Annotated in this window: 14 protein-coding genes; 1 reads left to right on the top strand and 13 read right to left on the bottom strand. The window is 69.8% G+C overall.

The features are described from left to right. The first annotated feature begins 86 nt into the window (after positions 1-86). Positions 87-569, top strand: a complete 483-nt coding sequence (locus tag AC25Y0_RS07375; protein ID WP_488123787.1) for a recombinase family protein — start codon at positions 87-89, stop codon at positions 567-569. A gap of 6 nt (positions 570-575) precedes the next feature. On the opposite strand, the gene AC25Y0_RS07380 is transcribed toward AC25Y0_RS07375, so the two are convergent. The 13 genes from AC25Y0_RS07380 to AC25Y0_RS07440 form a co-directional block, all read right to left on the bottom strand. After that, a complete protein-coding gene (locus tag AC25Y0_RS07380) occupies positions 576-1301 on the bottom strand; it encodes a hypothetical protein (RefSeq protein WP_488123786.1) in 726 nt (241 codons plus the stop codon). Beyond that, positions 1298-2965 (bottom strand): serine/threonine-protein kinase, encoded by a 1668-nt coding sequence (locus AC25Y0_RS07385; RefSeq protein WP_488123785.1) that lies wholly within the window; start codon positions 2963-2965, stop codon positions 1298-1300. The genes AC25Y0_RS07380 and AC25Y0_RS07385 overlap by 4 nt, the downstream gene beginning before the upstream one ends. Beyond that, positions 2962-4305 (bottom strand): FHA domain-containing protein, encoded by a 1344-nt coding sequence (locus AC25Y0_RS07390; RefSeq protein ID WP_488123784.1) that lies wholly within the window; start codon positions 4303-4305, stop codon positions 2962-2964. Before AC25Y0_RS07390 ends, AC25Y0_RS07385 begins: the two co-directional genes overlap by 4 nt. Continuing rightward, the gene (locus AC25Y0_RS07395; RefSeq protein ID WP_488123783.1) at positions 4302-5117 is read right to left on the bottom strand and encodes a PP2C family protein-serine/threonine phosphatase; all 816 of its coding nucleotides are present in this window, start codon (positions 5115-5117) and stop codon (positions 4302-4304) included. The genes AC25Y0_RS07390 and AC25Y0_RS07395 overlap by 4 nt, the downstream gene beginning before the upstream one ends. Then, positions 5114-6331: an RDD family protein gene (locus AC25Y0_RS07400; RefSeq protein WP_488123782.1), complete on the bottom strand. Its 1218-nt coding sequence runs from the start codon at positions 6329-6331 to the stop codon at positions 5114-5116. Before AC25Y0_RS07400 ends, AC25Y0_RS07395 begins: the two co-directional genes overlap by 4 nt. Next, positions 6328-8697, bottom strand: coding sequence for a transglutaminase-like domain-containing protein (locus AC25Y0_RS07405; RefSeq protein ID WP_488123781.1), 2370 nt, complete (start codon positions 8695-8697; stop codon positions 6328-6330). The genes AC25Y0_RS07400 and AC25Y0_RS07405 overlap by 4 nt, the downstream gene beginning before the upstream one ends. Next, complete coding sequence (locus tag AC25Y0_RS07410; protein ID WP_488123780.1) at positions 8694-9941, bottom strand: DUF58 domain-containing protein; 1248 nt, start codon at positions 9939-9941, stop codon at positions 8694-8696. Before AC25Y0_RS07410 ends, AC25Y0_RS07405 begins: the two co-directional genes overlap by 4 nt. Beyond that, positions 9941-10912: an AAA family ATPase gene (locus AC25Y0_RS07415; RefSeq protein ID WP_488123779.1), complete on the bottom strand. Its 972-nt coding sequence runs from the start codon at positions 10910-10912 to the stop codon at positions 9941-9943. The genes AC25Y0_RS07410 and AC25Y0_RS07415 overlap by 1 nt, the downstream gene beginning before the upstream one ends. 42 nt (positions 10913-10954) lie before the next feature. Then, entirely contained in the window at positions 10955-17026 is a 6072-nt protein-coding gene (locus AC25Y0_RS07420; RefSeq protein ID WP_488123778.1) for an Ig-like domain-containing protein, read from the bottom strand. A gap of 149 nt (positions 17027-17175) precedes the next feature. Then, positions 17176-19521 (bottom strand): ATP-binding cassette domain-containing protein, encoded by a 2346-nt coding sequence (locus AC25Y0_RS07425; RefSeq protein ID WP_488134458.1) that lies wholly within the window; start codon positions 19519-19521, stop codon positions 17176-17178. 53 nt (positions 19522-19574) lie between these two features. After that, on the bottom strand, positions 19575-20138 hold the full coding sequence (locus AC25Y0_RS07430; RefSeq protein WP_488123820.1) for a DNA-3-methyladenine glycosylase I: 564 nt from the start codon (positions 20136-20138) through the stop codon (positions 19575-19577). Between the two features lie 73 nt (positions 20139-20211). Beyond that, a complete protein-coding gene (locus AC25Y0_RS07435) occupies positions 20212-21183 on the bottom strand; it encodes an epimerase (RefSeq protein ID WP_488123776.1) in 972 nt (323 codons plus the stop codon). Positions 21184-21247: 64 nt separating this feature from the next. Further along, the gene (locus tag AC25Y0_RS07440; RefSeq protein WP_488134459.1) at positions 21248-23356 is read right to left on the bottom strand and encodes an acyl-CoA dehydrogenase family protein; all 2109 of its coding nucleotides are present in this window, start codon (positions 23354-23356) and stop codon (positions 21248-21250) included. Positions 23357-23439 lie beyond the last annotated feature (83 nt).

Raw genomic sequence — 23439 nt, forward strand, 5'->3', positions numbered from 1 at the left:
CGCTCCGCGCCTCCCGCGGCAGAGCAGGCAGCCCAGGTGCCCCCGCGCGGGAAGTGGGCGACAATGGACGGGAACAAGGGGGCACCATGAGCGACATCATCGATGCGGATGCCGCGATCACGACCCGCGCCGACCTGACGCCGGGTCCTGAGACGAGCCCGGTCACCCTGCCGCACGCGGCGGCGGAGTGCCCGAAGTGCTTCACCGAGCTGCGCGCCGACCGTGATTGGTGGCAGGCCCGCCCGTCGAGTTCGCGCCTGGTCGGACTCGTCGTCGCTCGCGAGGACATGCCATCGGTCGTCGAGCAGCGCAACGAACTCACGCGGTTCGGCGTACCGATCGAGGGGTTCCGCCACCCCTCGCCCGAGACGATGGAGTCGTGGGAGGAGCGCCTTCACCGCCTCGTCGGACGCCTCGACCGCGGTGACGTGATCGTCGTCGCGAACGTGCACGCCCTCGGCCGCAGCATCGATGAAGAGACCCGCACGGTGGCCGAGCTGCGCCGGCGCGGCATCATCGTCAAGGTGCTGGGTCACGGCGGCCCGCACCTCTACGACACGGGTCGCTGACCCGGGTCAGTTCTCGTCGTCTGCGCTCTGGGCTTCATCGAGCAGGGCCAGATCGTCGCGCGTGACCAGGCGCGCCGCTATCGCATGCTCGACGAGCCTGACGCGACGGTTGGTCGCGTACGAGCGCACACCGCCGCGCATGCCCGGGACACCGATGCGGTCGAGCTTGTCGCACACGTTGTCGAGCTTGCGGTTGAAGCGCGTGAGCGTCCAGCCCAGCCGCTCGGCGGCCTGCGCCGACGTCGGCAGCTCGCTCATGCCGGTGCCCTCGCGGCGCAGGACGGGCTCGGCCAGCGCGAGGATCATGAGCCGCTGACCGAGGGTCAGCGGTACGTCGCCGATCGTGCTGAGTCCGTCGCCCCGGTCGTCGTCGTCGATGCGCGCGGTCTCGCGGAACGCCGGTTCGCTCGAGGTCACGGTGAGCTCGTAGGTCGTGGGTCCGGCACTGAAGATGACCGAGGTCGCGGCGAAGACGAGCGGCAGCCGGGCGCCGGGGGCCAGCCAGGCCTGCACGCGTCCGCCCGAATCGGTCACCGTCGCGGTGAGCCGACTGCCGACGTTCGAGAGCAGCCACAGCCCCTCGATGCACGAGATCGTCAGGAAGGTGCGGTGCAGGAAGAGGTTGTCATCGATCGCCAGGTCGCCCTCGCGACCGACCGTGAACTCGGCGTCGGGTGAGACCGAGAAGACCTCGCCGGCGAACTCGACGCTCAGCGGTGGGGGCGCGCTCATGAGGTGCACTCCGTGACGGCTTGAGATGAACGCCCGGACTCGCGCACGGTGAACAGCTCGATGCACGTGCGGCCCGACGGGTCTGCCGGAACGGTGACGGTCGGCTCGGACGTGCTGGCGGGCGAGCGCTCCTCTCCGGCGCGTACGACCGACCACAGGTAGTGGTCACCGTCCTGCGGATCGGGGTTCGTCCAGGTGAAGGTCACATCCGCGCCCACCGCGACAGCGGTGACGCCGGCGGGAGCGGGAACCGCGACCGAGACGGGGTCCTGCGGGTTGGCCGACGTCTCGGGCGGCGGCGGAGTGGGCGTGTTCCCGGCGAGAATGCCCGGCAGCGAGACGCCGACGATGATGGCGGCGAGCACGACCAGAACACCGGCGCCGATCGACCAGCCCACCACTGTGCGACGCGAGCGCGCGGGCGGCGGGGGCGGCTCGGACGCTGCCGGGGCGGATGCCTCGGGGACGGATGCCGCGCGGGCGGATGCCTCGGCAGCCGTGGGCGTTTCGGCTTCGACGGGCGGCGCGGCAGGGGCGGAGTGAGCGGGCGGGCGCAGAATCGTCGCCGACACATCGGTCGCCGGCTCGGCCGTCCCCGGCGGCACGCGCAGCATCGTCTCATCGACGCCCGGCGCGAAAGCAGAGGGCGCGGGTCGGTGCTGGGCCGGAGCGGTCGCTGCCGACGGGCGCGTGAGTCCGGCCGCGGGTGCGGTCTCGGGGTTGATGCTGACGACACCACGCACGCGGGTGAGGCCGTCGTCATCGTCGTCGACGATGTCTTCCTCGGGCACGGCGTCATCGAGGATGTCGATCGCCGTGACGGCGTGGGACAGCTCGATCTGCACCTTCTGCAGGGCGCGGGCGAACCCCAGGGCCGACTCGTAGCGGTCGGCCGGGTTCTTGGACATGGCGCGCTCGAGCACCCACTGCAGCGATGCGGGCGAGTCCGTGCGTGCCAGCGAGGGCAACGGTGCGGTCTCGATCCGCTGGATGAGGTCGGCTGCTGTGTTGCGCTGGTCGGGCTGCTCGAACGGCGAGCGCCCCGCGAGCAGGGTGTACACCGTCGCGCCGAGCGCGTAGACATCGGAGCGCGGGGTCGACTGCGGTGCGTCGGCGAACGATTCCGGCGGCGACCACGGGATCGAAAGCCCCGCCGATTCGGCCGCTGCGGCCGTGGTCGAGGCGATGCCGAAGTCGGTGAGCGCGGGGCGGTTGTACTCCGTCACGAGGATGTTGGCGGGCTTGATGTCGCGGTGCAGGACCCCTGCGCGGTGCGCCGTCTCGACGGCCGCGGCGACCTGCACGCCGACGCGCAGCGATTCGGCGACCGAGAACGGCTCGCGGCGGTAACGCACCTGGAGGTTCGGCTTGGGGCAGTACTCCATCACGAGGTACGGGCGGCCGTCGCCGGCGACCCCCGCCTGGTAGATCGTGACGATCGCGGGATGCGTCGACAGCATCGCCATGACGTTCGCCTCGGCGGTGAACTCAGCCACCGAACCGCTCGAAATGCGATCGAGCAGCAGCACCTTCACCGCGACGCGGCGACGAGGCAGCTGCTGCTCGTAGAGGTAGACGTCGGCGAAACCGCCCGAGCCGAGGACGTCGATGTACGTGAACCCCGGCAGATCGGGCGGCGCCATGGGCGCGCGCTTCGCGTTCACAGGGACTCCTCGACGGTCACGGTGATGCCGTCGCCGAGGTCGAGCAGGTCGCCGCTGACGACGACCGTCGCCTCGCTCGGATGCAGGCGCACCGGGTCGGCGCCCGCCCGGTGCAGGATCGTGCCGTTCGTCGTGTTCAGGTCGGTCGCGACGATGCTGTCGCCCTCGACCCGCAGTTCGAGGTGGCTGCGTGAGATGTCCTGCTCGGGGCTGTCGACCGCGACGAGGTGCGGCAGGTCGGTGCCGACGACACGCGTCGATCGCGGTCGGCGGCCGATCACGACGGTGCGATCGAGCAGCAGCTCCTGCCCCGTCGACAGCCGGATGCGGCCGGGCGCCGTCCGCCGGGGCGGAGCGAGCGGCGGCGGCGGCGGCATCGAATCGGTGCCCAGCGCGCCGCGCATCGCGCGCAGCTGGGCGAGCGAGATCGTCTCGCCGTCGTGGTCGCCCGCGATGGGTGCGGGCGGGCCAGCGGGTGCATCGGCCGGGCGCACGATCGTCGCGGCCCACGGACTCTCGCCCTCGCCCCGGTCGGCGGGGCTCTCGGATGCCGCCGTGCGTGCCGGCGACCCCTCGGGCGGGCAGTCACCCGTGCGGGCGAACGTCGATTCGGCGGGCAGGAGAGTATCGGCACCGGCCATCGTGACGGCGGCGGAGTCGATGAGCCCGGGCAGCTCGGGCGCCACGGGAGCCGGCGCCGGCTCCACGATCGCCGCCGGCACCTCGACCGGCTCGACCGGCCCGGCTGCAGGCGCTTCCGGCACCGGGGTCGGCTCGGGGGCAGGAACCGGCTCGGGGGCCGGATCCGGTTCGACGTCGATCGTCACGACGGGCTCGACGACGGAAGCCTCGGCACGGGCGGCACGCGGCTCGGGCACGCCGACGGGCGCAGCATCCGTCTCATCGAAGGAGACCGTCACGGCGGACACCAGCACGATGCCGTCTCGGATGGGGTACTCGACGGGGGCGTCGTGTTCGGCGGTGACGATATGGGCGCGGACGGCTCCCGGGATCGTGCGCTCATTCCAGGTCGTGACCGATGCGCCCGAGAGCTCTTCGACGCCCGTCGGCGTCTCGACGGTCAGCTCGAACGCGCCGCGCACGACCGCGCGGACGCCGTCGTCTTCAGCGAGCACGACCGCGAACGGCGGAATCGCGGCGAGCGAGGTGCCGAACGCTCCCGTCAGGGCCTCGATGACGGCGGGAAGCCCGCGACCGGCGTCCGCCTGCCGCCAGACGCTCTCGAGCAGGGCGATGGGCACGTCGGCGCCCAGCACGACGAGCCCTCGGCCCGTCACCACCGCTTGCCACGGTCCGGGTGCGTATCGTCCGACGATCATCGCCGACCCCCTCCTGTCCCGACACGGGGTCGGGTGTCCTCGTCGACGTCTTCGTCGTCATCGTCGTCCCCCGTCACACCGGGATGGATGACGAGCGCGTCGACGACGATCGCGGTGATGTTGTCGCGGCCGCCCTGCAGCATCGCCTCGTGAACGAGGCGGGTCGCAGCGGATTGCGGATCGGATTCAGCCCGCAGAACCGTGTCGATGCGCTCACTGCTCAGTTCTCCGGACAGTCCGTCGGAGCACACGAGCACGCGGTCGCCGACCTGTGCGGGGATGACCCAGTAATCGGCTTCGGCAGAGCTTCCGCCGCCGATCGCGCGCGTGATGACGTTGCGACGGGCATCGACGGCGGCGGCGGCCGCGTCGAGCTGTCCGCTGTCGATGAGCTCCTGAACGACGGAATGGTCGACGCTGATCTGGTCGAACTCGCCGTCGCTCAACAGATAGGTGCGCGAATCGCCCAGATTGAGGGTGAGCCAGCACGCGACGCCGTCGACATCGGCGATGACGACGCCGCTGAGGGTGGTGCCGGCACCCGCTGCCGCTTCGGGAAGGTCGTCGACGCGCCTCCGAGCGGTGTCCAGGGCCGCCCGGACGTCGCGCATCGAGAGGCTGTCGCGCCCCGCGAGCGTCGAGAACTCGGCGATGACGGCGGCCGAGGCAAGCTCACCCGCCTGGTGGCCGCCCATGCCGTCGGCGACGAGGAAGAGCGGGGATGCCGCCAGGTGCGAGTCCTCGTTGATGCGGCGGCGCAGGCCCGGGTCGGTCGCGGCGCCCGCCGCGACCTCGACGAGAGGCACGCTCACGCGTCGCCTCCGACGGTGGCACGGCGATCGCCGAACTCGAGCGCGTCGCCCGGGCGCAGCGCGGTCTGCACGCCCGCCGCGAGAACCTGGCGCCCGCCGTCGCGCACGAGCGTCGTGCCGTTGGTCGAGTGGCGGTCCACGATGTAGGGGCCAGTCGCCGTCGACCCGATCTCGAAGTGCGTCTTGGACAGCGACAGCGTCTCATCACGGAGCGACGCGACGACGGCGCCGTCTTCGCTGCCCGGATTGCGACCGAACAGCGTGCGCGTGTAGACGGCGGTGCGGGTACCGTCATCCCACAGGAGAACGACGATGGCGCTCGCAGCATTCGCGGCCCGCGTCTCATCGATGTCGATCTCCTCAGAGATCAGCCCGGGCGCCGAGATGCGCGGCGGCGCAAGGGGCGGCGCCGACACAGCAGCCGGGACGGCGGGCGCGGGGGTGACCGCCGGAGCAGGGCTCGGTGCCGCAGCCGCAGCCGGAGATGCCCCGCCCCCGGTCGGGTCGATCGTAATGCCGGGCACGAGCGAGATCATGCCGTCGGCGGCGACATCGGTGCGGGGCGACGGGGCGAGGGGCTTCGGGGGCGTCGACGGGTACGCCGGCGCGAGGGGCGGTGCGAAGTCGCGCGGCGGCAGGGGAGGCGGCGGTGTGGCGGGCGCCGCGGGGCGAGGCGGCTGCGAGGCGGCTGCGGGACGCGATGGCGGCGCCGACTCGGGTGCTCCGGCACGGGCGACGGCGTCGACGACGACGGCGTTCACGACCTTGTCATGCCACCCCTGGCGCCGCACGGGGTCGAACAGGGGCGTGAAGTACCCGACGATGATCGAACCCGCCAGGCCCCAGATGATGTTGCGCAGCAGTGCCCGGCCGAAGCCGATCGGAGCGCCGGTGGTGGCATCCCGCACCTGCACGCGCACGATGCGCTGGCCGGGCGACCCCTTGCCGCCCTGCAGCGCCGAGTAGACCAGCGCCCAGGCGATGCTCGCGAGGCCGAGGGCACCATAGACGAACAGCAGCACCAGCACGATGGCCTCGGGGGTGCCGGCGGCCAGCGGCTGCGCGATCACGACGCTGAGCACCGTCACCACGATCATGACGGCGGCGAGGACCGCGCCGTCGACCACGTAGGCGGCGACGCGGCGCCCGATCGAAGCGAGCGCAGGGCCGCGCGGCGCGGGAGCTACCGGCAAAGCGTAGGTGGGCTGACTCATTCGGACTCCGGGGGTGAGGAGGTGTCGGCTCGTCGATCGTCACCGACCGAGCGGGCGCGGGTTGTGCGTGAAGGGAGCGCGAACCGCGTGCCCGCGAGCAGCGAGCGCAGATTCAGTCTGGCCCGCATCCGCTGCCAGAGCGAGCGTCGGGTCGCCATGCCGCCGACGATGTCGTCGACCTGGCGCCAGAACTCGTCGATGTCCTCGGGCGTGGGGTCGCTCGGACCGAACACCTCGACGTCGGCGCGGGTCGCCAGCGCCGTGACGCGGGCTTCAGCGAACGCGTCTGAGACGGTGACGGCGTCCTCCTGACGCGTGCCACCGGCCCGGACGGGCGTGCCGTAGTCGACCGCGCGGTCGACGAGCTCGTCCCACCCACCGCTGATGCGGTCGGACGGGCGCTCCGCGGCGCGGCGACGGCGACGCTTGGCCGCCTTGAAGAGCCCGATCACGATGAACGGCGCGGCGAGAAGCGCGAGCACACCGAGCACGCCGCCGCCGATCGCGAGGATCACCCCGAGCATGCCGAGGTCGTTGTTCTCCTCGTCTTCGCTCTCGCGGTCGTCGGGGATCGCGATGGGCAGGTCGACAGGCTCCTGCTCGGGCGGAGGCGGCTGCAGCACCTGCGGCTTGGGATCGGCCCGCGGCTTTGTGGTCTGGTCGTTGGGCGCCTGGTCCTCGGGCGGCGTCGGGTCGAAGCGCACCCAGCCGGATCGCTCGAACGCGATCTCGACCCACGCGTGCAGCGTGTCGCCCGTCGCCGTGAAGACGGCTTCGCCCGCAGCATCGTCTTCGGGATAGAACCCCATGACGACGCGCGCGGGTATGCCGATCTCGCGGGCCAGCAGAGCCATCGCGGTCGCGTACTGCTCGTCGTCGCCGATCATCTGATCGGAATCGACGAGGGTCAGGATCCGCTCCGCGCCGTGACCGGCGCGCGAGAGGGTCTCCCCCTCGAGCCCGTGGCTGAAGAAGCCGTCTTCGGCGAGGAAGCTCTCCAACGCGCGCGCCTGCTCGATCGGCGTGTTCGCGTCGGCGACCGCCTTGGCTGCGATGTCGGCGAGGCTCTGCGGCACTCCCTTCTGCGAGGGGAGTGTGACGGGAGCGAACGCCTCATCGGCGAGGCGTTCGTCGCTGTGCTCGACGGGCAGCATCGTTTCGACCGTGTACGCGTCGCCCGTCGCGAGGCGCGAGATGACGACGCCCGTGCCGGTGGACTCGTTGTAGTGCGCGCTGCGGCGCAGATCATCGGCACGCGGACCGTCGAACTCGACCTCGGCGATGGATCCGGCGCCCGGCATCCACACGCTGTCCCACTGATCCATGTCGAAGCGCAGCGTCACGGGCGTGCCCGTGGCATCCGCCGACATCTTGCCGCGCACGGGGCGGAAGGCGCTCGAGGACCCGGCACCCTCGTCGGACACGTTGTAGACGGTGCCGCTGTACGCATCCATCGTCGCGATGCGCACGCGCGCCCCCTCGGGCAGGCCCGACACCCGGAACAGCGGCTCATCGGCCTGATCGCGCACGAGCGCGCGGAAGCCCTGCAGCGGGCTCGGGTACTCGCGGATGTCGAACGGCGGGATGACGACATCGCGCAGCACGTACCGCGGCGAGTCGGGTGCGGCCAGGGCGCTCGTGGTGACGCCGATGATCGCGGCGACGGCGACGACTCCTCCGCCGAGCAGGATGCGGCGGGCCGCGGCGGCGCGCGGCGAGCCTTCGCCGTCTGCGCCGAGCGAGATCGCCACTCCGCTGTGCGCCCAGGCGGCGCGCACAGACAGCCACGCAACGGCGACGATCGCGAAGAGGATGCCCTGCACGATCGGGGCGGCGGGCTCAGAGGTTCCGATCGCGATCTGGATCGCGAGGAACGCTGCCGCCGGGATGAGCGCCCACGCGGCGCGGTTCGCGCGCAGCGCGAGACTCGTCGTCAGAACGGCGGCGACGAGCGTGAGCAGGAACGGCACGACGAGGTGGCCGTCGCCGGGCGCGACAGGCGCGACGGTCGTGAGCAGGCCCTTCCACGACGTGACCGCGCCGAGAGCGAGGCCGCCCAGGGTGTCGAGCGTCGGCACGACACCGACCACCGCGGTGTGCGGCAGCGCGAGCGCGCCGCCGAAGACGAAGTAGACCGCGACCGTCACCCCGGCGATGGGCAGAGCACCCCAGCGCCACCACGCACCCAGCGACGCGATGCCCATGCCCAGCAGAGCAGCCCCGAAGGCGGCGACGAGGTAGGAGGGCGCCTCGAAGGTCGGCCAGAAGCCGACGATGGGCACGCACAGCAGCAGCGCGACAGCGACGAGGTCGAGGATCCAGCGCCGCAGCGGCAGACGCGACGGCGACGTGGTCGAAGCGGTCATGCGAGCACCTTCCGCAGCGCACCGGGCAGTTCGTCGAGGGCTCCGACCGTGAGCACGTCGGCATCGCCGATGCGACGCAGCGCCGGGGCGGCGCCGGGTTCGGCGACGACCACGAGCACACGCGCGCCGAACGGCAGGCGTGCGCACGCGCGGCGCAGCGCCGCGGCGTCGACCGAGCTGCCGCAGATGAGCACGACGACGCTCGCGAGCGGCAGGGTCGCGCCGACGGTTCCGGCGAGCTCGACGATGCCGCCCTCGCGCGGGCGCGAGTGGTCGATGACCGACAGCGAGTCGAGGAATCGCTTTCCGTTGGATGCCGGCAGCTCGCGGCCCTGCACGCGCATCTCGACGCGCTGCGAATCACGCAGAGCGCGCAGGCCGATCGATCCGGCGATCGAGATGCCGAGCTCGAACTCGTCGCCGTCGAGGTAGTCCCCCGCGCTTCGTGACAGTGCGATGACGAAGTGCGATCGGCGGGTCTCTTCGTACTGGCGCACCATCATCTCGCCGATGCGCGCCGTCGACTTCCAGTGCACGTGGCGAAGGTCATCGCCGGGCTGATACTCGCGCAGCGCGTGGAAGGACACGTCGTCGCGCGAGAGGTCGGTCGCGGGAAGCCCTTCGAGGTCGCGCAAGAACCCGAGCGACTGGCCCGAGAACGCCACGGTGCGAGGGTGCACGTAGAGATCGACCGGGTCGTCACGGCGGTGTACGCGCTCGAAGACGCCGAGCGGGTCGCCGCGCACGACACTCACGGGCCCGACGGCGAGCACGCCTCGGTGCTGCGTCGGGATCGCGAAGAGCTCTTCGGCGGTCTCGCCCGCCGCCAGGCGACGCACGGCGAAGACACCGCGACCTGCCCCGACGGGGAGAACGACGCGCGAGGGCATGATCGCGCGGGTGCCGGTGTTGGCGAGCGTCAGGGCACCGACGGCCCGTTCGCCGACGACGACACGCGTGCGGTTGAGGTCGAGCGTGGCGGCGTACGTCGTGCGGCCGATGAGGAACAGCGCACACAGGGCGACGACGCTCGCGAGCACGACGGCCGTGACCGTCAGCTCCCACCAGCCGAGGCTCTGCCCCGCGATCCACAGCACGATCGCCGTCGCGATGAGCACCCAGGCGAGGGGGCGGAACACGGACAGGATGCTGCGGACGCGCTCCCACACGCCCAGGGCGACGCCCTGCGCGTGCTCACGGCGCTGCCCCACGGCAGTCGCCGGGCGGAGCGCATCCGTCGTCATCAAGCTGCCGACCTCGCCTGCGGGGCGTCGACCGTCTCGAGCGTGCGGGCGATGACGGTCTCGGGCGTCGTGCCCGAGAACTCCGCCTCGGGGTCCATCACGAGACGGTGGGTCCACGTCGGTGCGGCGAGCCGCTTGATGTCGTCGGGCGTCACGAAGTGACGGCCGTGCGCGGCCGCCCACACCTTCGCGAGGCGGATCATCGCGATGGCGCCGCGCACCGAGACGCCCAGGCGTGTCGCGGCGTCGGCGCGCGTCGCCTCGGCGAGCTGGGCGGTGTAGCGCAGCACGGCGGGTTCGACGTGCACGGTCGAGGCGAGATCAGCCATGTCGCCGACGGCGCTCGTCGTGATGATGGCCGTCAGGTTCGCCGACGGGTTGCGCTCGGCGGCACCGGCGAGGATCCGCTCGGCGATCTCGAGGTCGGGGTAGCCGATCGCCGTCTTCACGAGGAAGCGGTCGAGCTGCGCCTCGGGCAGTTTGTACGTGCCCGCCTGCTCGATCGGGTTCTGCGTCGCGATGACGAGGAAGGGCCTCCCCGCTTCGTGCGCGACACCGTCGACGGTGACGCGCGACTCCTCCATGACTTCGAGCAGCGCCGACTGCGTCTTGGGCGACGCGCGGTTGATCTCGTCGGCGAGGACGATCGATGCGAAGACGGGTCCCTTGTGGAACTCGAACCGGCGGGTCGCCTGGTCATAGATCGTGACACCCGTGACGTCGGAGGGAAGAAGGTCGGGCGTGAACTGGATGCGATTGCTCGTGCCCTGCACGGTCGCCGCGAGGGCCTTCGCGAGGCTCGTCTTGCCGGTGCCCGGGGCATCCTCGAGCAGCACGTGTCCTTCGGCGAGCATCGCCGCGAGCACGAGCCCGACGACGTCGCGCTTGCCCATGAGGGCTCGGTCGACATTGTCGACGAGTCGTGTGAACGTGCCCTGGAACCAGGCCGCCTGCTCGGGGGTCATAGTCATGCGTGTCGTGTCTTTCTCTCGAAGATGGGGAAGCGGTCGGGGTCACCAGGTGGCGCGTGCGGCGTCGCCCCAGCCGACGATCGTGATCCACGCCTGCGATCCAGGAGCTCCGCCGAAGTGGCAGGTGAACTCCTTCGAGCCGTTGGCGGGGAGGTAGACGTTCGAGTAGCGGGCGAACCCCGGTGCGTTGGCGTGGCTGCAGATGATGTCGTAGTTGCCCGCGGGGAAGTTCTTCACCGTCACGCCCATCTGGGCGCAGTACTGGGACGTGCAGGTTGCGCTGTTGGTCCGAGTGCCCTTGTACGTCTGGGCGGACGCCTGCGGCGGCGCGGAGGTCGTCGCCGACTGCGAAGCGACGGCCGAGACCTGACCCTCCGAGTCGTAGGCCCGCACCTGGATCGTGCCCGTGAAGCTGTGACCGTGGTCGCGCGACTCGCTTCCGGAGCGACCGACGTTCTTCCAGGCTTCGCCGTTGATCTTGATCTGCATGGTCTGGATGGGGCGGCCGTTGTCGGCCGGAGCAGACCACGAGTAGGTGATCGTCGTGCCACTGGCCGACGCCCCTGCTCCCGGAGTGTTGACCGGACCATACGGGCGCGCGGGGCTCGCGGACGACGCGGCCGGCCCGTCGTATCTGACGCCGTCGATCGTCGTGTAGCCGCGCACCTGCACGGTGTAGCTCGAGTTGTTCGAGATGCCCGCCGTGATCGTGCGACCGTCCCAGTCGCTGCGCCAGCCTCCGCCGACGTTGTACTCGTAGGCGATCTCGCCGGCGCGCGCGCCGTTGCCCGGCGCGGCACCGTAGGTCACGACGATGCGGCTGTTCGCCGCGGGAGTCGTCGCCTGCACGTTCGTCGGCGCACCGAGCTGCGTGAAGCCCCGACGGGGCGCGGACGCGGAGCTCGCAGCGCCCCAGCCCGCCTTGTTGTGCGCCTCCACCGTGAAGGTGTAGTCCGTCTCGGACGCCGCGACGACGATCGCCTGCGAGGTCGCACTGCCGGGGATGTTCCCGATGGTGCTGACGACCGAGCCGCCACGGAGGACGTTGACGCGGTACTGGTCGATCGTGTCGCCGTTGTTGGCGGGCGGCTGCCAGGCGACCTGCATCTGCGCCTGGGTACCGACCGGCGCCAAGCGCGCCGTCGCCGGTGCAGCGGCTGCCGCCGGGGGCGCCGCAGGCACCATGGGTGCCGAGTTGGCGCTCCAGCTCGACGGGTCGGGCGCGCGGTTGTGCGCCCGAACGCGCACCTGATAGTTCGTGCCGTTCTCGAGGCCCTCCCAGGTCAGCGAGGTGCCGGTCACGTTCGTCTTCTGCGCGATCCCCGACGGCGGCGCCGGTGAGATCTCGAGCGTGAACGACTCGACGGGCGATCCCGGTGTCGTGGGCGTGACCCACGCCACCTGAAGGCTCCGGTCGCCGAACTTCAGGGTCGGCGGCTGCGGAGTGTCGGGGCGCGCGTCGGGGCGGGCCGTCTCAGACGGTGCAGACGGATCCGAATCGCCCACGCGGTTGGTCGCGACGACCGTGAAGTTGTATTCGACGTTGTTGGTCAAGCCGTCCAAAGTGCACGTCGTGGCGGCACAGGACTTGGTGTAGGTGCCGCTGACCGCCTCGACCGTGTACGTCGTGATCTCGGCACCGTTGTTGGGCGGCGGGCTCCAGGAGAGCACGACCGTGCGATCCTGCACGCTGGACACCGTCGGGGTGCCCGGCGCGTCGGGCCGGCCCTGCACCGTGAGACGAATGCGACCCTCGACCTCACGATCGACGTCGGCGGTGGCATCCTGCACGCGATAACGCACGACCATCGTTCCGAAGAAGTCGCCGTTGGGCGTGACGCGCACCTGATCGCCCGCGACATCCACCGTGCCGGCACCGGTCTCGACGATCGCCGTCGTGACCTTGAGCGGCGTGTCGGGGAACGGGTTGAAGTCGTTGGCGAGCACGGGAACCGTCACCGTCTTGCCCTGGTGAGCCTCGTCGATCGTGTCGTCGTTCGCTGTCGGCAGCGGGCGGGTCGACGCCGTCACGCGCGCTGTCACACTGCCCTCGATCGGTTCGGTCTCGCCGTCCGAGATGCGGATCGCGAGGGTCACGGCCGTGCCCTTCGGCGTGCTGGGCGACGCGCTCACGAGAAGGCTGCCGCCGTCGACAGAGGCCGAGAACCCCGACGGAGCGCCGCCGATGAGCTGGTACCGCATGCGCTCGAGGTCACCGCTGTCGGGGTCGGTCGTGAGCGCGCGCAGGTCGAGCGTCGCCGCATCCTCACCCGGAGCGACGTCCATCTGGCCGTTCGTGAACGTGGGCTGCTGATTGTCGGGCGGGAGGACCGTGATCGGGAGCGTCAGCATCGCCTTGATGCCGGCGGGATCATCGGGCCCCGTGCCATCCGTCACCTCGAAGGTGATGGCATCCGGACCGAAGTAGCCGTCCCGTGACGTGTAGACCAGCGTCGTCTGGTCCTTCACGAGGTTCGCGCCGCTCGAGTTCGACGCCTGCACCTTGGCGGCCTCGGTGATGACGACGCGTTTGCCCGCCGCCGCACGCACGTGCTCGGCCAGCGGGATCTCGACCGTCTCGCCACTGACGACCTCGATGCCCTGCACCGTCGTGAGTACAGGCGGCATGGTCGTGAGGCCCGGAATGAAGACGAACGCCGAGGCGGTCAGGCGGTCCTGGTCGGTGATCGTGTAGGTCAGCAGCTGCGCTTCGTCGGTGAGCGTCACCCGCAGGGTGTCGCCGCCGACGACCCGCGCCGTCTCGGCGTCGGTCGTGACGGTCAGACCGTCCTTCGTACCGTCGGGGTCCTCGTCGTTCGCGAGCACCTCGACGTCGACCGTGGCGCCGTCGATGTCTTCGGGGCGGATCCGGTCGTCACGGGCGATGGGGCGCTGCAGCGGCACATTCTCGGCGACCGTGATCTGCAGGACTGCCATGGCTTCCGCGCCGCGTGCGTCGCGGATCGTGTACTGCACGCTCGTCTCGACCGGCTCGGGCGGCGACGTCACGACGACGCGCTCGCCCTGCACGACGGCCTTCAGGCCCTCGACGTTCGGCACGACGAGTCCATCGCGGACGAGGCCGAACTGGTCTCCGTCGGGATCGGAGTCGTTCGCCGTGACAGGCACGGCGACCGAGCGATCGGGGCGCATGATGACGGAGTCCTTCACGGCATACGGTGCCTGGTTCGCCGCTTCGGCGGGGGCGATGCCCACGCGGATCGGGGCCGTCGCCTCTTTGCCCAGCCGATCGCGCACGCGATACGTGAATGAGTCGAGGCCGGCGGACTCGGTGAACGCCTCATAGGTCAGGTAGTTGGGGCCGACCTCGACGATGCGTCCCTTCTTGGGGGCGCTTGCGACGCCGACGAGTTCGACCGAGTCGCCGTCGGGGTCGATGCCGTCCAGCGGGATCGCGATCCGCACCTGAGAGCCGTTGAGCACGCGAGCCGTCAGGTCGCGCGGCCTCGGAGCCGTGTTGGTCTCTTCGTTGACCGGCAGAATCTGGATCGTGACGTAGCCGGCATCCTTCTGCCCCGTGCTGTCGTACACCTCGTAGGTCGCGTAGGCGGTGCCGGGCTCGTCGCCCGCGCGGAAGCGCAGGGTGTCCTCGGACACGAAGATCTCGCCCACGGCGGCGTCGATGAACGGCGGGATCAGGTCGGGAGAGACGTGGATCGTGTCGCCGTTGGGGTGGTAGTCGTTCTCGAGGACGGGGATCGTGACGATGTCTCCTGCGCGCACGATGACCTCGTCATCGTTGGCCACGGGAGGGCGCAGCTGTGCCGGGGCCGGCACCGGGATGACGATGACCTCGCCTTCGGCCGAGCGGGCGCCGTTGGAGATGCGATAGCTGATCACGACCTGTGCGCCCAGCGCCGCCTGGTCGGTGATGCGCAGGGTCTCGTGGTTGAGCACCGACACGGCGATGCCGCTGTTGGGCTCGACCGTCACCGACTGCACGACGAGGATGCCACCCGCCGGGTCGCTGTCATTCGCGAGCACGTTGACGAGTACGTCGCCGCCGCTGGGAAGCAGCGCGACATCGCGGACGGCGATCGGGTCGCGCTCGAGGTCGGCGTCGTCCAGCACATCGACCCGCACGAGGCCCGGCACGCCGTTCGCCCCGGCCGAAGCCAAGTACTGCACGTAATAGGTCTTGGCGACATCGGAGGTGAACGAGAACGACTTGTTGGCGAAGTCGGGGACGATCGTCGCGCCGGCCACCTCGTCGACACGCGTGAGCCGCAACGGCTCCCGGCTCGAGCTCGTGTCATTGGCGAGCGGTGACACCGTGACGGTCTGCCCCACACGCACGACGACGTGATCGGCGTTGGTGACGGGCACCGTCGAGCCGACGGGGCGCACGTCGAAGCGGACGATCCCCTCGGTGACCTTGTCACCGTCGGACACGATGATCGGAACGTCCTTGCGGCCCTGCGTGCCACCGACGGCACGGTAGGTGATGCGTCCGTCCGACGTGAAGTCGGCCTCATCGCCCTCACTGGGGACGACCGCCGAGAGGAAGACATCGTCGCCGTCAGGATCGATCCAGTCGGGCAGCACGTTGTACGTCACGGTGCCGCCGGATTCGACCGTGACCGCGGTGATGCGGTTCTGCACGGGCGCGGCGTTGACGTCCCATCCGTGCACCGACAGCCGGGCCGTCGCGGTGTCCGTACCGCCGCGCCCGTCATCGATCAGGTAGACGAAGGCGTCCGACCCGGTCGCGTCGTCGGGGACGGCGATCTGCAGACCGGCACCGTTGTTGACGGGCTGGATCTCACCGAGGGCGGGCGCGCCATCGGGAAGCGTCACGGTGAGCACGTCGCCGTCGGGGTCACTGTCGTTGTCGAGCACGGGAAGCACCGTCGTGCGGCCGGGACGCACACCGAAATCGTCGTCCGTCGCGATCGGCGGAGTGTTCTCTTCCGTGCGCTCCGGGAGCGTCGTCTCGACGGATTCCTCGGTCGTCTGCTCGTTCTCTTCTTCGGACTCGCTCTCGGGCGGAGTGACGTCGTTCCAGTTGTCGATGCGCTGCAGACTGTCGCTGGCCATCCATGCCGCGCCGCCGACGATGTCGTTCAGCACGATCACGTCGCGATTGACGCGGAAGCGCAGCACGGCCGAGGCATCCGCTCCCTCGACCGTCGTCGTCAGGTCGTCGTCCGCCCCGATGCAGTCGCGGATGAACGCGGCCGATCCCGACCACGCCCCATAGGTGCAGCCCGACAGCTGGACGGGCGCCGCGGGGACACCCTGCGCACCCGACGAGGTCACCACGGGCTCGGAACCGTCCAAAGGCACCCGCACGAGCGAGGATGCGGTCGCGACGACGACGGCGTCGGTGGCGACCGACGGCATCTGAAGCACACCGGTGTCACCGCGGTCGACCTCGGTCGACTGACCCGTCGAGGTGTGCAATATTCCGGATGCGGCATCCAGTACGACAGCGATCTCACCGACCACGGTGATGCTCACCCGACTGGTCTCATCCACGCCGGGCAGCTCGCTGAATACGGGTTCGAGAGGCGCACCGTCAGGATCGACGGGAACGGTGACCAGCTCGCCGGTCTGGGGCGCCACGGCGCGCACCGTGCCATCGGCACCGACCGTCACGGCAGCTCCCGCGCCGAGTGAGGCGATCGGGTCCGTACCTTGCAGCTCGAAAGCGCTCGCCGCCGCAGACGGCAGCACCCACAGGTCACCCGACGGACGATCGAGGACCGCGACGGTCGATCCGCCCAGCTCGACCTGCGCATCGCCGGGCACCTTCGCGGCCGTCGTGAGGGCCACCATCGCGGGGTCGATGGTCGTCAATGTGGCATCGGTGCCGTTGTGCACGAGGACCGTCTCACCGGACTGCAGGATGTCGTAGTCGTCGCTCGTCGTGCGCAGGGCACCGTCGAGCACGCGGGACTCGTGGTTGAAGTGGCCGATGAGCAGGCTCGACTGCTTCGTCACCCACACCCCGCCGTCGTGCAGGTCGACCTCGGTCGTCGGCTTTCCTTCGTGGAAGAACGCCATCGTTGTCAGCGCGAGCGCGGACACGGTCACGACACCCGCCGAGGCGAGCGTCCTCGGGCGCGCGCGCAGCCAAGCAAACGACTTCATCAGTTCGGCCTCCCCCGGGGCGCTGCCGACGCGGAGCGTCGGATCCCGGGGCCGCCCCGGGTGCTCACACTCGGAGGTGTGATCTGCTTAGCCTAACCGCGGAATGTTCCTCTTTCGCAACATAAAAGATGGGGAAGTTTCCCCATCTTTCACATGCCGACGTACTTCGCCAGGTGCGTCGCCGTGAGAGTGCCACCCGATGCCACAAGGTCAGCCGGCGTCCCCTCGAAGACGATGCGCCCGCCGTCGCGGCCTGCGCCGGGGCCGAGATCGATGATCCAGTCGGCATGCGCCATGACCGCCTGGTGGTGTTCTATGACGATGACGGAATTGCCCGCCTCGACGAGCCGGTCGAGCATGCTCAGCATGTTGTCGACGTCGGCGAGGTGCAGCCCCGTCGTGGGCTCGTCGAGCACGTAGACGGCGCCTTTCTTGGCCATCGAGATCGCCAGCTTCAGTCGCTGGCGTTCGCCGCCTGACAGCGTGTTGAGCGCCTGGCCGAGCGTGATGTACCCGAGCCCGACGTCGATGAGCCGCGCGAGCGTCGTGTGGGCGGGGCCTTTCGTGATGAACTCCGCTGCCTCGCCCGCCGACATCGCGAGCACCTCGGCGATGTTCTTGCCGTCGAGTCGGTACTCGAGCACGTCATCGCTGAACCCCGTGCCCTCGCACGTCTCGCACATCGTCTCGACGCTCTGCGTGAACCCGAGCTGCGTGATGATGACGCCGAGCCCCCGGCACGCCGGGCACGCGCCCTGCGAGTTCGCGCTGAACAGGGCGGGCTTGACCCCGTTTGCTTTGGCGAAGGCCGTGCGGACAGCATCGAGGATGCCCGTGTAGGTCGCCGGGCTCGACCGGCGCGAGCCCTTGATGGGTGCCTGATCGAGCACGACGACGTCGTCGAACGCGGGCACGTAGCCGTGGATGAGCGAGGACTTGCCCGAACCGGCGACGCCCGTCACGACCGTGAGGATGCCCAGCGGCACGTCGACGTCGACGTCCTTCAGGTTGTGCCGGTCGGCACCGCGGATCTCGAGCCTGCCCATCGCCGTGCGCACGGTGTCTTTAAGGCGCGCGCGATGGTCGAGGTGGCGGCCGGTGACGGTGTCGGATGCGCGCAGCCCCGCGACGTCGCCCGTGTACTGGATCTCTCCGCCCGCACGCCCCGCGCCCGGCCCGAGATCGACGACGTGGTCGGCGATCTCGATCACCTCGGGCTTGTGCTCGACGACGAGCACCGTGTTTCCCTTGTCGCGCAGTTGCTGCAGCAGGTCGTTCATCCGCTGGATGTCGTGCGGGTGAAGGCCCGCCGTCGGCTCGTCGAAGACGTAGCTGATGTCGGTGAGCGACGACCCGAGGTGGCGGATCATCTTCGTGCGCTGGGCTTCTCCGCCTGAGAGAGTTCCCGACGAGCGGTCGAGCGAGAGGTAGCCGAGCCCGATCTCGACGAACGAGTCGATCGTGTCGCGCAGGCCCCGCATGAGCGGGGCGACCTCGGGGTCGTCGACCGTGCGCAGCCAGGCGGCGAGATCGGTGATCTGCATCGCCGCGGCATCCGCGATGCTCGTGCCCTTGATCTTCGATGAGCGGGCCCCGTCGTTGAGACGGGTGCCCCCGCACGCGGGGCAGGGCAAGAACTTGACGGCACGGTCGACGAACGCGCGGATGTGCGGCTGCAGCGCATCGCGGTCTTTCTGCAGCATCGACTTGGTGATCTTGGAGACGAGCCCCTCGTAGGTCATGTTGATGCCCGACATCTTGACCTTCGTGGGCTCTTTGTAGAGGAAGTCCTGCAGCTCTTGATCGGTGTAGTCGGCGATGGGCTTGTGCGGGTCGACGAAGCCGGATTCGGTGTAGCCCTTCACCATCCAGCCGTCGACGCTGTAGCCGGGGATCGTGATGGCGCCGTCGGCGAGCGACTTCGTGCGGTCGAACAGTTCGTCGAGGTCGACGTCGCTGACCTCGCCGAGGCCTTCGCAGTTCGGGCACATGCCGCCGGTGATCTCGAAGGACCGGCGCTCTTTGATGCGCTGGCCCGCCTTTTCGATGGTGACCGCGCCGGCGCCCGTGACCGAGGGCACGTTGAACGAGAACGCCTGCGGCGAGCCGACGTGCGGCTGACCGAGTCTGCTGAACAGGATGCGGAGCATCGCGTGGGCGTCGGTGGCCGTGCCGACCGTCGAGCGGGAGTTGGCTCCCATGCGCTCCTGGTCGACGATGATCGCCGGGCTGATGTTCTCGAGTGCGTCGACCTCGGGGCGGTTCAGCTGCCCCATGAACTGCTGCACGAAGGTCGGATAGGTCTCGTTGATGAGGCGCTGTGATTCGTTCGCGATCGTGGCGAACACGAGCGACGACTTACCCGAGCCGCTCACGCCCGTGAAAACCGTGAGTCGACGTTTCGGGATCTCGACGCTGACGTCTTTGAGGTTGTTCTCGCGTGCCCCCACGACACGGATGACTTCATGCGAATCGGCGACGTGCTTGTCGGACATGGTCCTCCTCGAGTCGGCTACATTGTGCCGCACACCGCGGACACTTCGCGTCCTCAGGGCGAAGGCAGGGTGCGCCAGCAGCCGGCGACGTGGTCGTCGACCATGCCGGCGGACTGCATGAGGGCGTACATCGTCGTCGGACCGACGAAGCGGAAGCCGCGGCGGCGCAGCTCCTTGCTGAGCGCCGTGGATTCGGCGGTGGTCGCGGGGACGTCGGCGAAGGATGCGGGGCGCGTGCCGGGCGGGGGTGCGAAGGACCACATCAGCGCGTCGAGTTGTCCGGCATCCATCTCGCGCGCGATGCGCGCGTTCGAGATCGTGGCCTCGATCTTGGCGCGGTTGCGGATGATGCCCGCATCGGCCATGAGCCGTTCGACATCGCGCTCATCGAACTGCGCGACGGCCGTCGGATCGAACCCGGCGAAGACCTCGCGAAATCTCGGCCGTTTGCGCAGGATCGTGATCCACGACAATCCGGCCTGAAATCCTTCGAGGGCCATCTTCTCGAACAGGTGTCGGTCGCCGTGCAGCGCAACGCCCCACTCTTCGTCGTGGTACCGGGCATACTCGGCGTCCGTACCGACCCACGAGCACCGAGCACGACCGTCGAGCCCCATGATCGTGTCGGTCGTCACGGGTCGACTCTACGATGCGGCGTTTCCGCGGTGCTTTCGGGCTCTTCCGGCGGGCTCACGCGCGCGACAGCGCCGCCCGAAGGGCCTCTTCGAGATCGACGTGCTCGAATCCGAACCCCTCGCGAACGAGCCGCTCCGGCACGACCCACCGGCTCTTGAGCACGAGCTCCGGTTCGGTTCGAAACAACCACATCGCGGGCTCGAGCATCCGCCGCGGGATCGGCAGCCCGAACGGAACCCCCACGATCCGTTGCAGGGTCGCCATGAGCGTGCGATTGTCCGACGGGGTCGGGCTCGCGAGGTTGACCACGCCGTCGATGTCATCGCGGTCCCGCAGGAACCTGACCGCGCCGACGACGTCGTCGATGTGGATCCAGCTGAATCGCTGCCGTCCACGCGTGTCATAGTGCGGGGCGCGCCCGTCGCCGCTCGGTGAGACGCCGATCCCGCGGTAGCGACGATGCTGCGGCCACCACCCGTCGAGATGCGGACCGCCGAGTCCATTACGGGCGAGGGTCGCGAGCATCCGCGTCGCGGGACCATCGCCCAGCACGATCGCCATGCGCAGCGCCACGCGCCGCGTCTCAGGCCGATCGCCGGCGAAGAACTCGCCCTCCCAGTCCCGTGCGACGTCGACCGAGAACCCGTTGCCCAGGACGCCGTCGGCCTCGGTGTTCGCGGTGTCCATCGAGTGGCGGTAGATCGTCGCCGTCGAGGCGTTGAGCCACACGCGCGGCGGCCGGGCGGCAGCCACCACGGCCTCGCGAAGCGCACGCGTTGTCTCGATGCGCGACCGGTAGATCTCATCGCGGTTGGCGTCGATGTAGCGGCAGTTGACTGACTTGCCGGCGAGGTTGACCACGACGTCGGCGCCGTCGACGACGCGAGCGATCGCGGCCGGGTCATCCCACGTCACCGGCGCTGTTCTGCCGATCGTATCGACGTGATACCCGTCGGCGACGAAGGCCTCGACGACCCGCCTGCCGACGAAGCCCGTCGCACCCGCGATGACGACACGTGGCAGCATCCCTGATCCTCTCGTCGAACGGAACACGTTCAGACTACGAGCCGCATCGCGGCGCCCTCGTCAGCTACTTCTTCTTCTTGAGCGACTTCTCGGACACCGGCGCCGCCCCCGACGCCTTCAGCGCCGCGTAGTAGTCGCGAGCCTCGTTCTGACGCTCGCGCTCTGCACCCGACGCGATCGGGGCCCGCACGTGCTCGGGCTCGAGCCCGTACGCCTCGACGAGATCCTGCGCGTGCGGACGCAGCCGCGCCGCCAGACGATCGATGTAGCGAGACACCGACGCCGCGCGCTGAGCCGACAGGCGGCCGTTGATCAGATACCACGCGAGGTGCTTCTCGATCAGGTGCAAGCCGAACAGGTCCCGCAGCCACGAGAGCACCTGCTGCGTCGACGGGTCGGTCAGCTTGTTGATTCCGTCGGTGAAGGCCTCCCACTGCAAGAGCTCGCCGTGGGCGCGCGCCGCTTCGATGAGATCGGCCTGGTTCTGATTGAACAGGTCGGCCGCCTCGTCGATCGGCAGCTTCGCCGCCGGACGCAGTCGCCCGCCGACGTCGGCCACCATCTGCGTGACGCGCTCCGCGAGCAGTTCGTGCTGCTGGTCGGCGCGCAGTCCCAGCTCGACCGACCGCGCCGTCGAACCGAAGTCGGCGACAGCCTGCCCGAGCTGTCGCAGACCCGCGCCGTGGAAGACCTTGCCCGCCGTCTGCCCGACGGCGTAGCGGGCCAGAGCCGCGGCATCCTTGTTCTTGAACTGCTTGGCGTAGTCCGACAGCAGACGCTTGCCGACGAGCTGGAGCAGCACGTTGTTGTCGCCCTCGAACGTCGCATAGACGTCGAGATCCTGGTGCAGGGTGACCATGCGATTCTCGGCGAGGTAGCCCGCACCGCCACAGGCCTCGCGGGCCTCCTGCACGGTCGTGAGGGCGTTCCACGTCGACAGGGGCTTCAGCGCAGCGGCGAGCGTCTCGAGATCCTCGCGCTCGTCGGGGGTGTCGTTGCGGCCCGAGAAGACGCTGTCGAACTTTCGCAGCAGCTCATCGTGCGCGAAGTAATGCGCGTAGTTCTGGGCGAGCAGCGGCAGCAGCCGGCGCTGGTGCTTGCCGTAGTCGAGCAGCACGACCTCGTCGGTTCCGCTGCCCGAGTCGAACTGGCGGCGCTGGTTTCCGTACGTGATCGCGATCGTGAGCGCGAGCGCGGTCGCGGTCATCGCCGCACCGTCGAGCGAGACACGGCCCTGCACGAGCGCGCCGAGCATCGTGAAGAAGCGGCGGCCCGGGCTGGCGATGTCGCTCGAGTAGCTGCCGTCAGGTGCCACGTCGCCGTAGCGGTTGAGCAGGTTGTCGCGCGGGATGCGGACCTGGTCGAAGTGCAGGCGGCCGTTGTCGATGCCGTTGAGGCCGCCCTTGACGCCGTCGTCCTCGCCGCCGATACCCGGCAGGAAGGCTCCCTCGTCATCGCGCAGCGGCACGAAGAAGCAGTGCACGCCGTAATTGACGCCGCCCGTGATGAGCTGCGCGAAGACGGTCGCGGCCTTGCCGTGCAGAGCGGCGTTGCCGAGGTAGTCCTTCCAGGCGCCCCGGAACGGCGTGTGGATGACGAACTCCTCGGTCTCGGGGTCGTAGGTCGCTGTCGTCCCGATCGCGGCGACGTCCGAACCGTGGCCCGTCTCGGTCATCGCGAACGCACCCGGGATCTCGAGCGTCATGGCGCCTTCGAGCCACAGATCGTGGTGCTTCTTCGTGCCGAGGTGGTGGATCGCCGACCCGAACAGCCCCCACTGCACGCCCGCCTTGACCTGCAGGCTGGGGTCGGCGAGCACGAGCTCCTCGAAGCCCGAGATGTTCGCGCCGTTGTCGGCTTCGCCGCCGTACTCCTTGGGGTATGCCCGACCGGCTGCACCGTGGTCGACCAGCAGGTGCAGCTGGGTGAGGACGCGCTCCCGGTGCTCGGCCATGGGCGTGCCGGGGACCTGCCAGAACACGGGGTCCTTGATCATGGCGCGAGCGATGCGGCGGGTGTCAGCCCACGTGCCCAGCAGCAGATCGTTGACCGCCGCGGTGTCGATGCGCGGTTCGGACGCCTCGGCGGCCGTGTGCGCAGCCGTCGGTGCGCCGCCGGCGGGCGTGCGCTTGCTGGTGGCGGGCTTCGAGGACCGGACGACGGCATCGGCCATGGAACATCACCTTTCGTGCGACAGGAAATCTCCACCAACCGTAGGACTCCCACAAGTGGGCGCCAACCGCGTTAGACGAATGT

It is taken from the genome of Microbacterium sp. Y547, assembly GCF_057669785.1.